The following is a 12,800-nucleotide window of genomic DNA, read 5'->3' on the forward strand; positions in this document are numbered from 1 at the left end:
CACTCTTCGAGCTGCCAGGGCTGCCGTGTGAGGCGGTCGAGGTCCCAGCAAATGATCGCGTCGATCTCGCCGCGCTCAAAGGACGCCACCATCGCGTCGTAGTCGGGGCGGTCCACGTCCTTCTTCGACGCGGAGATCGACTGATCGACGTAGGTATGCACGACGTCCCAGCCGCGTTGCTCGGCAAGGGCTTCGCAGTCCTGGCGCTGCCGGTCGATGGCGAGGCCGTCCATGGCAGCATCGAGCGAGATACGGAGGTAAATAGCAGCACGTGTTGTCATGCCGCTAACACTAGCGCGCCTCAGGTTACATTGAAACGAAACTCCACCACGTCACCGTCGTGCATGATGTAGTCCTTGCCCTCCTGGCGGACCTTGCCCTTGGCCTTCGCTTCAGCGATTGAGCCGGCCTCAACCAAGTCATTGAAGGACACAATTTCAGCCTTAATGAAGCCACGCTCAAAGTCAGTGTGAATCACACCGGCAGCCTGCGGAGCCGTAGCGCCCTTGCGAATAGTCCACGCACGAGCTTCCTGCTCACCAGCAGTCAGGTAGGTCTGCAAACCCAGAGTGCGGAAACCAGCGCGAGCAAGCGAATGCAGACCCGGCTCGGTCTGGCCAATTTCAGCCAGGAGCTCATTGCGGGATTCCTCGTCCAGCTCCAGCAGGTCCGACTCAGCCTTCGCATCGAGGAATACACAGTCCGCCGGTTCCACAGCAGCGGCCAGATCCGCGCGGCGGTCCTCGTCGGCAAGCACTTCCTCGTCAGCATTGAAAACGTAGAGGAAGGGCTTTGCGGTGAGCAAGTGCAGCTCGCGCAGAGCGGAGAGCTTCACATCATCGGAAGCAGCGAAGAGAGTGCGCCCCTCTTCCAGCACGGCAAGAGCCTGCTTGGCAGCCTCAACCTCGCCGACCTTGTCCTTATCCTTCTTGGCTTCCTTTTCTAGCCGCGGCAGCGCCTTCTCAATGGTCTGGATATCCGCCAGGATGAGCTCGGTTTCAATCACACCGATGTCAGAGGCCGGGTCGACCTTGCCATCGACATGCACGACATCATCATCGTTGAAGACACGGACGACCTGACAGATTGCGTCAGCCTCGCGGATGTTGGCGAGGAACTTGTTACCCAGACCTTCGCCCTCGGACGCACCCTTGACGATGCCGGCGATGTCCACAAACGACACCGTGGCTGGAACGATTCGCTTCGATTTGTAAATTTCCGCGAGCTTATTCAAACGGGGATCGGGAAGCTCCACAACGCCGACGTTCGGCTCGATGGTGGCGAACGGATAATTCGCAGCCAACACATCGTTGCGCGTCAAAGCGTTAAATAGGGTTGACTTTCCGACATTGGGCAGACCGACGATTCCAAGTGTAAGACTCACATTGCTCATCTTACGGGCTCGGAGAGAAAGATTTGAACTCGCCCTAACTTCGCGAAGTTGCCCTCTCCACCGCCCGAACCCCCATAATGAATACGTGAGCAATAAACCCAATGAAGGCGAAGAGTGGACTGCACAGTCCGAAAAAGACGCTATCGATTACGTAATGGGATCGGAGCCTCTGCGTGTGGAACAGTCTCTGTCTATCCCCTCCGACGCGCATAAGTCGGCGACGACTCAACCGGATTTACCGGAAGACGCAGAAAACCTCGATGAACTTATGAGCGAAAACGACTCCGAATCCATCGACCGCGCTGACGTCATCGGCGAGGGTACCCGATGGTTCGCGGGTTGGTGTCTGCGCTTCCTCATCACCGCTGCGGCGCTATATGTCATCACAATTGCCCTGGGGAAGATTTGGGCCGGCGTTCTGCCAATTCTGCTGGCTCTCATCGTCTCCACAGTGTTGGCACCGCCCGCTGTCTTCCTGATGAAGCACCGTTGGCCGCGTGCACTCGCCGCATTGACGGTCATCGTGGGCGCGCTGGCAATGTTTGGCGGCGTTGTCGCTCTACTCGCGCCAACTGTGCAGTCACAGTTCCCCGAACTGCGCCGCCAGTTCACTGATGGCATTCAAGAGGTCCAGAACATCATTCAGGCCCCGCCATTTAACGTCAAGGATGAGCAAATTCTCGACGCACTGGACCAGGGCTCTGAATGGCTCCAACAGCGCTCGGGTGATATCGCCAACACGGTCTTCCAGGGCATTTCAGTGGTCTCATCGGTCGCTGTCACCATGATGGCGATGCTGGTGCTGACGTTCTTCTTCATCAAAGACGGACAGGACTTCCTCCCCTGGCTCCGCCGTCTGACGGGGCGTCGCCTCGGCTGGCACCTCACGGAGGTTCTCACTCGCTCCTGGAACACGCTGTCGGGTTACATCCGCACGCAGGCTATCGTTTCGCTTATCGACGCAGTCTTCATCGGTGCCGGTCTTGCGATTTTGAACGTGCCGCTGGCAATGGTTCTGGCCGTGGTGACCTTCTTCGCCGGCTTCATTCCGATTGTCGGTGCGTTCACCGCGGGCTTTATTGCGGTAGTTGTCGCGTTGGTGGCAAACGGCCTGACCACGGCAATCTTCGTATTGCTCATCATCATCGCCGTCCAGCAGATTGAGGGCAACATCCTCTCGCCGATTCTGCAGTCCAAGGCCATGGACCTGCACGCTGCAATCGTCCTGCTCGTGGTTCTGCTCGGTGGCGGTATTTTCGGCATCATCGGCGCTTTCCTTGCTGTGCCGGTCACTGCAGTTATTGCAGTCTGGTTCCGATACCTCGGCGACCTCACCGACCTGCGCACAGGAGATAAGACGGCAAAGGACATCAAGTTCGCTACGGATGCGGGTTCAATCTCGGGTATCCAGATTGAGGCTGCCGGCCGTGCAATGCGCGACCGTCTGGCTTCGTTCCGCCTGGGTAGTGACGATGGCGACAGCTCCGCGGAAAACGCAGTACAGGCAGATGCCCGCACCGCCGGTCAGGTTTCTTCCGATGCTGGGCCAACCAAACAGGAGGAGGGCACAATGACGAAGGCTTTCCACAAGATTTCCGACGTGGTGTCCGGACCTTTTTCGAAGAAAAATAAGTAACCCGAACCCATAAGACACGGGCAGGCCCATAAACCGGGCTTGTCCGTTTTTGACGTTAGTTACCGGTAGAATACGCATTCGTGTCAAACAGATCAGCAGTAACCCGTAAAGGCAGCGGAACCCAACCGCTGCTTCCACGTGTGCCGATGTTTGTGCCGCCGTTGCTGATGTTTCTGGCCGGTGTGGTCAGCTTGCTCTTTTCTGTTCCCACTGGGGCGATTGGTAAGCCCTACCTCATTGCGTTCACTGTGGCCGCTGTGGCCGGAACACTTTTGGTTGTTCCCCGTGGCCTAGTAGTTACAGTCGCTCAGATTCCCCTTCTGTTCGCGATTGTCACCTTTTTCACCGCATGGTTCACCGGTTCTCTAGCAGATCCCGAAAATGGTGGTGTCACCGCAGGGACTCCTAACCGCGCTCGGATGATTACCTCCGCGTACCCCATCATCCAGCACTTCCCATGGCTGCTGATTCTGGTGCTTATCTGCATCATCATTGCAGTGTGGCGCTATCTCGAAATCACTCGCAAGCAGGAGAAATCTCTTAATACCCAGCGTAAGGCTGCTAAGCAGCGTCAAGACAGTGAAGAGGCCAGCGTCGAGTCCAACGCACAGGTTCGACGTCGGCTTGCAGAATCCGACCGTCGCGTGGCCTCTCGCGCTCAGGAACGCACAGCTTCACGACGACCCGCTGCAGACATTATTCGAGATGCAGAAGCTCGCCGCCAAGCGCGTCAGCAGGCCGGACGTGCACAGCAAAGGCCTACTCGTTCCGAAGTTCGGACATCCGGGAACGCTGACTCTACGCCTCAGCCAGCCCAGCGGCCACGTCCGCGACCTTCGGATCGTTCGCGTGCACATACCCAACAGCGCTCTGATTTCAGGCAGCGCACTCAGCAGCCGACATCGCGTTGGCAGGCTCGTCCGCAGCCTGGACAGCCGCAATTCACTCAGGGGCCAACCACCGCACAGCCCACTGGGCAGCAGGCTCGCCGCCCAATTGATCGGGCTAACGCTCCGCAGCGGTCATCAGCGGAGTTTCCACGTCGACAAGCTGGCGGAACCGCTCGGATGTGGGGCGAACAGCAATCACAGGCCTCGTCCCCGAAGTCGCAGCAGCGCCCCGTGCGCCCGGCTGCCAACTACCGCCCAACCGAAGAGTGGCCGCCGCGGCAGCAGCGTCCTCGTCAGGAGCGTATAACCGGCCGCGACCACGGACCCCGATACCGTAACTGATTCCATCCTGCATCTTCACCTTCCATGTTGCCCACAGGCAGTTTTCGCCTGTGGGCAACATGCGTTTGGTGACAGAGCCGATCCGCACCATCGTGTAAGTGTTGTTGTATGTCGAAATTGGAAACGTCGGCCGAGAAACCGGTGCAGGTTCGACGCCTGAACCAGTTGGTCAAGGACTATATTGAGCGCCTTGGACAGATTTGGGTGGAGGGGGAAATTGCCCAGGTCAACTCCAAGCCGAGCTGGAAGCTCTCTTACATCACACTGCGTGACACCTCTGCAGAGTTTTCAGTGTCGGTGACATGCTCGACAGCGGCACTGCGCAATAATCCGTTGCGCAACGGCGATCGCGTGGTGGTTTTGGGCAAGCCTGCGTTCTACGCCGGTCGTGGCCAGTTTTCCCTATGGGCTACGGAGTGGAGGCCCGTGGGCTTGGGGCAGCTATTGGCTCGGCTGGAACAGCTACGGCAGGCGCTTGCAGCCGAGGGCCTTTTTGATCCGCGTTTAAAACGCCCACTGCCCTACCTACCTAACAAGGTTGGGTTGATTACAGGCCGCGGTTCCGCCGCCGAACGAGACGTGCTGTCGGTAGCAGGTGGACGCTGGCCTGAGGTGGACTTCCGGGTTGTCAACACCATTGTGCAGGGAGCAAAGGCAGTGCCGGAGATTATTGACGCACTATCGCAGCTCGACGCGGATCCAGAGGTCGATGTCGTTATCATCGCTCGCGGCGGTGGCAGCGTCGAAGATTTACTGCCGTTTTCGGACGAGGCACTGATTCGTGCAGTGAGTAAAGCGACGACTCCGGTAGTTTCGGCGATTGGGCACGAGCCGGATACTCCGCTGTTGGACTACGTCGCTGATCTCCGCGCTGCCACACCAACAGATGCGGCGAAGAAGACTGTGCCCGATGCAGCTGAGGAACGGTATCTGATTGGCCAGCTCCGTGAGCGCTCCTCTGCATCTCTGCGACGTTGGGTGGACCGAGAGGTGGCCACCTTGCGAGATTTAACCTCGCGGCCAGTGCTGCGCAATCCACACACTCCCATTCGCGTGCGCGAAGAGTTTGTCACCGCACAGGTGGATCAACTGCGATTCCTCATCAACCGCAGTCTGGAACGAGAGGAAGCGACAGTGTCGGGGTTGCGCGGAAAGGTCTCAGCACTTGGCCCCTCTGCCACGCTGGCACGTGGGTACGCCATTGTCCAGGCACAGTCGGCCTCCCAGCCAGAACCCGAGGTTGTGACATCCATTGAGCAAGCGCCGATGGGTTCGCGGTTGCGTATTCGTGTGGGGGACGGCTCTATCTCCGCGGCGACACTTGCAACGAAACCAGCGAACTAAACAGCCAACGAATTTGGGCCACTGCAGTAGCCCACAACTTTTATCTACACGAGACTTTTAACCACGAGATTTAAAGGATGTACTCACTCATGAACGACAATATTTTTGGCGCAGGTCAAGCTCCCTCTTCTGAGGAGCAGGTACCGGTGGAAAACCTAAGCTACGAGCAGGCACGGGATGCACTGGTGGAGACTGTGAAGCTACTGGAACTCGGCCAAATGAGCTTGGACGAGTCGCTGGAGTTGTGGGAGCGGGGCGAGGCCCTGGCTCATCGCTGCGAAGAGCACTTGGCTGGGGCACGAGCAAAAGTAGAAGCCGCCTTGGCCAGCAAAAATCAGGATGCCGCGGCCGCTACGGCACACGCGGACGACGAAGGGACACCAACTCCGCTTACTTAGCTGGAGCAGCAGGCGCATCGGATGCAGCCTCCTGCGGCTGTGACGGAGCCGGCATCGGTGCATCTACATCAATCGGCTCGGCTTTCTGGAGAGCCGAAGCGAGCTGAGTGAACTCCTCGTCGTTAGCAGTGCCCTCAATAATCGCGCGAGAATCCCCTAGGTCGCCGACCCATACTCGGCGAACATTGTCCTCAGCTGGAACATACTGGGTCCAGGTCGTGCTCTCGACGTCAGTGGCACCATCGCGGCGACGATTTTTGCCATCATCCGGCAGCTGGCTGGCTTCCGCATCGGTCTGAGTGACCTGAATGAACGCCCCGCTGGCGGTGACATAACCAATAATGGTCGTCTGTTTGCCCGCTGCCATGCCCGCACGAGTCGAGTTGGAAACCCAGCCCTCGGGCACCTTCGGCAGGCGTACTGGGTAGTCCACCCGCCGAGCCTCCATGTTCACGAATGACGCAGCATCCACTTCTCGTACCGGACCGTTTTCCGGTTTTCCGGGGTTGAAGCTGCACAAGCCGGTAAAGCCGATGGTGACTCCCACCGCAACGAACATCACCACGAGGGTGAGAATCATATCTCGACTATCCTGCAAAATCCTAGGTTTCTCATTCGCCACGCGCTCAAGTATGCCAAACGCCTCGCAACGAACCTAGTCATCGGTTGCATCCGCACAGCTGCAGCTAGCAATGGTTGGTGACGGACGCTGTCGACGTCGTCAAGCGAACTGGCACCGGAACAAACTTTTGATACCCGCGTGATGTGGGGGTTTAGCCCTGAAGCTCCCCCCACTTTTGCGCTACGTCCACCCCCGAACAAGAAAAAAGTGGAACACTAGTAACAGATGCAATGGCGCTAAAAACGATGCGCCAAAACATCAATAGATAGAAATTGTTGCAGCGCTAAGCCCCAGTTTCCTGGCGTGGCGTCTCCCAGCACATTCTCAAACCTCAAAAGAGTTCCTCAAACGACGGAAGGGCCAGAATTCAATGAACGCCTCGAATCCTGAAGCACCAGATCGCAACCTTGCGATGGAGCTCGTCCGAGTTACTGAATCCGCTGCGCTGGCAGCTGGTCAGTGGGTCGGTCGCGGTCAGAAGGAAAAGGGCGACGGCGCTGCCGTCGATGCCATGCGCCAGCTCATCAACACCGTGGCCATGAACGGTGTCGTTGTTATTGGCGAGGGCGAAAAGGACGAAGCTCCGATGCTGTTCAACGGCGAAAAGGTCGGCAACGGCGAAGGCCCGGCCGTCGACATCGCAGTTGACCCGATTGACGGCACCACTCTGATGGCTGAGGGCCGTCCGAACTCCATCGCCGTTCTCGCTGCCGCAGACCGCGGTTCCATGTACGACCCGTCGGCAGTGTTCTACATGGACAAGATTGCTGTCGGCCCAGAAGCTGCAGGCAAGATTGACATCGAAGCTCCGGTTGAGCACAACATTAAGGCCGTTGCGAAGGCCAAGGGTCTGCGTCCGGAAGATGTCACCGTTGTCGTGCTGGATCGTCCGCGCCACGCCGACATGATTCGTGACATCCGCGAGGCTGGCGCCAAGGTTCGCCTCATCGGCGACGGTGACGTTGCCGGCGCCGTTGCCGCAGCTCAGGACACGAACTCCGTCGATATCATGATGGGCGTCGGCGGCACTCCGGAAGGTGTCATTACCGCTTGTGCCATGAAGTGTATGGGCGGCGAAATTCAGGGCAAGCTGCACCCGCGCGATGAGGCCGAGATTAAGAAGGCTCTCGACGCTGGCCACGACCTGTCTCGTATTCTGACCACCGATGACCTGGTCGCATCCGATAACTGCTACTTCGTTGCAACTGGTGTCACCAACGGTGACATGCTGCGCGGTGTCGCTTACCGCGGCAACGGTGCGTGGACTCGTTCGCTGGTCATGCGCTCCAAGTCCGGTACTGTCCGCCGGATCGAGGCTTTCCACTCTCTGGCGAAGCTACGCAAGTACGCCACCATCGACTACGGCTCTGGTGAGATGCCGGACATCGACCTTTAAGAAAACTACCCCTTTAGTGGTGCCCTCAGGGCACCACTTTTTTATCAAACTGATTCATACTTGAAGGCGAATGCGCGAGCGGTTCCGCGTCGCATGAAAAGGGCATGCGGGATTGGCCGTTTGGCGCACACTCAAGTTCCCCTAACTGAAAGAGGCAACGAATGACAGAGCAGCAGTTCCGCATCGAGCACGACACCATGGGCGAGGTCAAGGTTCCAGTTAACGCCCTGTGGCGCGCACAGACTCAGCGTGCAGTTGAGAACTTCCCGATTTCCGGCCGCCCGCTGGAGTCCGCACAGATTCGCGCAATGGGCCTGCTGAAGGCAGCTTGCGCCATCGTTAACAAGGACCGCGGCTTGCTGTCTGTCGAGCAGGCAGATGCCATCGTCGCCGCCGCCAAGGAAATTGCAGAGGGCAAGCACGACGCTGAGTTCCCGATTGATGTCTTCCAGACCGGTTCGGGTACTTCCTCCAACATGAACACCAACGAGGTCATTGCATCCATCGCAAAGGCCAACGGCGTTGAGGTTCACCCGAACGACCACGTCAACATGGGCCAGTCCTCTAACGACACGTTCCCGACCGCAACTCACGTCGCCGCAACCGAGGCCGCTGTCAAGGACCTCATCCCGGGCCTGAAGGTCCTGCAGGAGTCTCTGGCCAAGAAGGCCAAGGAATGGGAGACCGTCGTTAAGTCCGGCCGTACCCACCTGATGGATGCCGTCCCGGTCACCCTGGGACAGGAGTTCTCCGGTTACGCTCGCCAGATTGAAGCTGGCATCGAGCGCATTGAGGCCACTCTGCCGCGCCTGGGCGAGCTGCCAATTGGCGGTACCGCTGTCGGCACCGGCCTGAACACCCCGGCTGACTTCGGCGCCAAGGTCACCGCTGAGCTCGTTGAGCTGACCGGCATCGAGGAGCTGCGCGAGGCCAAGAACCACTTCGAGGCTCAGGCTAACCGCGACGGTCTGGTCGAGTTCTCCGGCGCTATGCGCTCGGTTGCTGTCTCCCTGAACAAGATTGCTAACGACATCCGTTGGATGGGCTCCGGCCCGCTGACCGGCCTCGCTGAAATCCACCTGCCGGACCTGCAGCCGGGTTCCTCCATCATGCCGGGCAAGGTCAACCCGGTTCTGTGTGAGACCGCTACTCAGGTCGCAGCACAGGTCATGGGTAACGACGCCGCTGTCGCCTTCGCCGGCGCTAACGGTGCGTTCGAGCTGAACGTCTTCATCCCGGTCATGGCACGCAACGTCCTGGAGTCCTCCAAGCTGCTGGCCAACACCGCTCGCGTCTTCGCTGAGAAGCTGGTTGACGGCATCGAGCCGAACATCGAGCGTATGAAGACTTTGGCTGAGTCCTCCCCGTCGATCGTCACCCCGCTGAACTCCGCTATCGGCTACGAGAACGCAGCTAAGGTCGCTAAGACTGCTCTGAAGGAAGGCAAGACTATCCGTCAGACCGTCATCGACATGGGCTTCGTAGACGGCGAGAAGCTGACCGAGGAAGAGCTGGACAAGCGCCTCGATGTGCTGGCAATGGCCAACACTGATCGTGACTAATTTCAACGGTCGCTGGCTGCCTCTGACTGTCTCTGCCTGTCGTACTTAAGTATGGCAGGCGCGATGGTCAACTGCAGCCGGTTTTAGCGATGTAGAACCGGTCGAAAAACCCCTTTTCGCAAGCCGCCTTCTCACCGAGGTGGTTTAGAAAAGGGGATTTTTCTGTTCCCACAGAGGTTTTCTCAACAAAGTATCGACAGCTTGCGGGAAAACAGCTAGTTGACACATCACCTTGCATATTGTTGCACGGGGTGTATAGTTACACTCCGTGCAAATAGAAGATATCGATGATCGCTCCAGAGAACGCCCCGAGTGCGGCCTCCGAGAGCTCAAAAGGTTCAAGACTCACTGTGCTTTGGCCGATGCTGCGACCGCCCTCGTGCTCAATCGCGGATACGACCACGTCAATATCGAAGACATTTGCCAGCAGGTCAACATCAGTCGACGCACATTCTTCAACTACTTCGACTCCAAGGATCAGTCCATCTTCGGCAACGGCATCATGTCTTTCGATGCTGACGATGAAAAACTGTTCCTCGATCAGAAGCACCAAGACCCCATCGGGGACATGCTCGATTTCATTGAGCAAAAGCATCGCACCCAGCTACTCCGATACCAAGCACTGGGGGCGACCGAAGAGTTGCACCGCATGCTCAAGGAGCGCATCCGCGAGATTTTGCGCAACGAGCCAAAACTATCGACAGTTGTCCTTGCCAATTTTGGCAACTCAATGCGGCGCGTCCGGTCCACGTTTGAGCGTTATTTCGAGATGAATCCACAGTCGCGCACCCATCCGGAGCTTCCCGTCGAGCATGAGGTAGCACTCTCGGTCGGTTTCGTCCGCGAATGCGTACTTTATTCATCTTCCCATCTGGACGAATTCACAACAGACACACCGCTTCACGACGCTGCCGACGTCGTCTCACATTTCTGGAGGAGGAATAGTGACAGCTAGCACCACCACTGCTCAAGGCAATAAAGACACCACGGTTTCTGACAACGAATCACACTTGGGCATCATCTTCTTCGCGCTCATTCTCACTATGCTGATGAGCTCGCTGGGGCAGATGATTTTCGCCACTGCACTGCCGACCATCGTCGGCGAGCTCGGCGGAGTCGATCACATGTCGTGGGTCATTTCTGCTTTCTTGCTGGCCCAGACTGTAGCAATGCCAATTGTCGGCAAGCTCGGTGACATGATTGGCCGCAAGGGCCTGTTCATGATGGGCATCGCGCTGTTCATGATTGGCTCGGTCATGGGCGCAGTCACCAACTCGATGAGCTTGCTCATCGCGGCCCGCGCTTTCCAGGGATTTGCTGGCGGCACGCTAATGGTCTCCTCGCAGGCCATCCTGGCTGAGGTCATTCCGGCCCGGCAGCGTGGTAAGTACATGGGCATCATGGGCGCCGTATTTGGGCTGAGTTCCGTACTGGGTCCTGTATTGGGCGGCTGGTTCACCGACGGCCCGGGCTGGCGCTGGGGTCTGTGGATTAACGTCCCCATGGGCGTAATTGCGCTGTTGGCAGCCGCGGCCTTCCTGAAGTTGCCACGCCGCCGGCGCGAGGGCAACTTCGACTACATCGGCACGATGTTCCTGACTGCCGCTGCATCGACGTTGATTCTCACTACCACGTGGGGAGGCACGCAGTACGAGTGGAACTCTGGCGTCATCATTTCACTCATCGTTGCCTCGGCCATTTCCTGGATGCTGTTCTTCTTCACCGAGACCCGAGTTGCCAACCCCCTGATTCCGACGCACCTGTTTAACAACCGCAACTTCGTGCTCACAACAGTGTCCGGTTTGATTCTGGGAATCGCAATGTTTGGCACGATGGCATACATTCCGACCTACCTGCAGATGGTGCACTCAATGTCGCCGACCGCGGCAGGCTTGATGATGACTCCGATGATGGTCGGTATGCTGCTGACCTCAATCGGTGTGGGCCAGATTGTTTCCCGGACTGGTAAGTACCGCTTCTACCCATTCATCGGCCTGTTGATTATGGCCGTCTCGCTCTATCTGCTGTCCACTTTGGAGACCACTACCCCACTGTGGCAGGTTGGCGTTTACCTGTTCATCATGGGCTTCGGCCTGGGTACCGGCATGCAGGTTCTGGTGCTCATTGTCCAGAACTCCTTCCCGGTCGCCATGGTCGGTACCGCTACTGCTGCGAATAACTTCTTCCGCCAAATCGGTGGCGCGGTGGGCTCCTCCATCGTGGGCTCGATCTTCATCCACCGCATGAAGGACTTGGCCGGCGAGCGTGTCCCGGCTGCCATCGAGCAGATTAAGGCCGCCTCCCCCGAGGCTGCCGCGGAGTTCGCAAAGCAAATGGGACCGGAGGGCTTTTCCTCCAAGTCCATCGGTTCCCTGACTCCGCAGGTGCTAGATAGACTGCCGGCGCCAATCCACGAAGCGCTGATCTCCAGCTACAACGATGGTTTGACGCCGATCTTCTTGGTGCTGACACCAGTGATTATCCTGGCCGCAATCATTGTGTTCTTTGTTCGCGAGGATCCGTTGAAGGAAACCGTCGAGTAATTAATCCAAGCAATCCGCAGCTTGCGGTAGCTATGCCCCCACCTGGCCGTCGGCGCGGTCGAGCTTGTCCAAAATCGGACGGTTCGGCTCACCGGCGGCTTCTGCTTCTTCCTGGACGCGCTTCAGCGCGCGCTCTTCCGGCTTTTCCAGCAGCTTTTCCAAAATAATGACATCACGCCACTGCCCCGCCATCGGGCCGTAGGTCATCTTTGCCATGTGGTGGTAGATACCCACTTCGCGGAAGCCGAGCTTTTGGTGCAGCTTGAGCGAGCCCACATTCTCCGGGAAGACCCACGAGTGAATCGACCAGCAGTCGAGCTCCGTGGCATCGTCGATAAGCTTCTTCAGCAGCGTCGCCGCCAAGCCCATGCCCTGCCCATCAGGGTGAACGTAGATGGAGTCTTCGATGACACCATGGAAAATCGGGCGCTTGGATACCGGCGCTGCCGATGCCCATGCCAGAATTTTGTCCGGGTTCTCCGCGTCGACTGCGACGTAACACAAATCCACTCGTTTGAGAGCGATGAATTCTTCCCACTCAGGAGCGGAGTGTTCCCACGATGCGTGCCCCGTATCCAGGCCAATTTCGTAGATCTCTTGGATCTGTGGATAGTCCTCTTCACGCATCATTCGAATCGTGAAATCGCGCTTCTTTTCAGCCATAACTACAAGTG

12 protein-coding genes are annotated in these 12,800 nt (G+C 58.0%); 8 read left to right on the forward strand and 4 right to left on the reverse strand.

Features of this window, described 5'->3' with window-relative positions; translation table 11 throughout:
- On the reverse strand, positions 1 to 281 hold a 281-nt coding region (locus Q0U90_RS09210; RefSeq protein ID WP_297453983.1), incomplete at its 3' end, for a recombinase family protein.
- A 20-nt stretch (positions 282 to 301) separates the two neighbouring features.
- Positions 302 to 1,384: a redox-regulated ATPase YchF gene (gene ychF / locus Q0U90_RS09215; protein WP_048759710.1), complete on the reverse strand. Its 1,083-nt coding sequence runs from the start codon at positions 1,382 to 1,384 to the stop codon at positions 302 to 304.
- A 94-nt stretch (positions 1,385 to 1,478) separates the two neighbouring features.
- Here ychF and Q0U90_RS09220 point away from each other — a divergent pair, with 94 nt between their 5' ends.
- The 4 genes from Q0U90_RS09220 to Q0U90_RS09235 all read left to right on the forward strand — a co-directional run bounded on the left by Q0U90_RS09220 (position 1,479) and on the right by Q0U90_RS09235 (position 6,003).
- Entirely contained in the window at positions 1,479 to 3,029 is a 1,551-nt protein-coding gene (locus tag Q0U90_RS09220) for an AI-2E family transporter (RefSeq protein WP_297453989.1), read from the forward strand.
- An 80-nt stretch (positions 3,030 to 3,109) separates the two neighbouring features.
- Positions 3,110 to 4,261 (forward strand): DUF6542 domain-containing protein, encoded by a 1,152-nt coding sequence (locus Q0U90_RS09225; protein WP_297453992.1) that lies wholly within the window; start codon positions 3,110 to 3,112, stop codon positions 4,259 to 4,261.
- Positions 4,262 to 4,369: 108 nt separating this feature from the next.
- Positions 4,370 to 5,605 (forward strand): exodeoxyribonuclease VII large subunit, encoded by a 1,236-nt coding sequence (gene xseA, locus Q0U90_RS09230; RefSeq protein WP_297453995.1) that lies wholly within the window; start codon positions 4,370 to 4,372, stop codon positions 5,603 to 5,605.
- An 89-nt stretch (positions 5,606 to 5,694) separates the two neighbouring features.
- Positions 5,695 to 6,003: an exodeoxyribonuclease VII small subunit gene (locus Q0U90_RS09235; RefSeq protein WP_297453998.1), complete on the forward strand. Its 309-nt coding sequence runs from the start codon at positions 5,695 to 5,697 to the stop codon at positions 6,001 to 6,003.
- On the opposite strand, the gene Q0U90_RS09240 is transcribed toward Q0U90_RS09235, so the two are convergent.
- On the reverse strand, positions 5,996 to 6,625 hold the full coding sequence (locus Q0U90_RS09240; RefSeq protein ID WP_297454001.1) for a DUF4245 domain-containing protein: 630 nt from the start codon (positions 6,623 to 6,625) through the stop codon (positions 5,996 to 5,998). The two genes, Q0U90_RS09235 and Q0U90_RS09240, sit on opposite strands and share 8 nt — an antisense overlap.
- A 370-nt stretch (positions 6,626 to 6,995) precedes the next feature.
- Here Q0U90_RS09240 and glpX point away from each other — a divergent pair, with 370 nt between their 5' ends.
- The 4 genes from glpX (at position 6,996) to Q0U90_RS09260 (ending at position 12,126) form a co-directional block, all read left to right on the forward strand.
- The gene (gene glpX, locus Q0U90_RS09245) at positions 6,996 to 8,021 is read left to right on the forward strand and encodes a class II fructose-bisphosphatase (RefSeq protein ID WP_297454004.1); all 1,026 of its coding nucleotides are present in this window, start codon (positions 6,996 to 6,998) and stop codon (positions 8,019 to 8,021) included.
- Positions 8,022 to 8,182: 161 nt separating this feature from the next.
- Positions 8,183 to 9,583 carry a class II fumarate hydratase gene (locus tag Q0U90_RS09250; RefSeq protein ID WP_297454007.1) on the forward strand — a complete coding sequence of 467 codons (1,401 nt, stop codon included), beginning with the start codon at positions 8,183 to 8,185 and terminating at the stop codon, positions 9,581 to 9,583.
- Between the two features lie 268 nt (positions 9,584 to 9,851).
- On the forward strand, positions 9,852 to 10,538 hold the full coding sequence (locus Q0U90_RS09255) for a TetR/AcrR family transcriptional regulator (RefSeq protein WP_297454010.1): 687 nt from the start codon (positions 9,852 to 9,854) through the stop codon (positions 10,536 to 10,538).
- On the forward strand, positions 10,528 to 12,126 hold the full coding sequence (locus Q0U90_RS09260; RefSeq protein WP_297454013.1) for an MDR family MFS transporter: 1,599 nt from the start codon (positions 10,528 to 10,530) through the stop codon (positions 12,124 to 12,126). The genes Q0U90_RS09255 and Q0U90_RS09260 overlap by 11 nt, the downstream gene beginning before the upstream one ends.
- A gap of 30 nt (positions 12,127 to 12,156) precedes the next feature.
- On the opposite strand, the gene Q0U90_RS09265 is transcribed toward Q0U90_RS09260, so the two are convergent.
- Positions 12,157 to 12,789, reverse strand: a complete 633-nt coding sequence (locus Q0U90_RS09265; RefSeq protein WP_297454016.1) for a GNAT family N-acetyltransferase — start codon at positions 12,787 to 12,789, stop codon at positions 12,157 to 12,159.
- Positions 12,790 to 12,800 lie beyond the last annotated feature (11 nt).

It is taken from the genome of uncultured Corynebacterium sp. (assembly GCF_946998835.1).
Taxonomy (GTDB): Bacteria; Actinomycetota; Actinomycetes; order Mycobacteriales; family Mycobacteriaceae; genus Corynebacterium.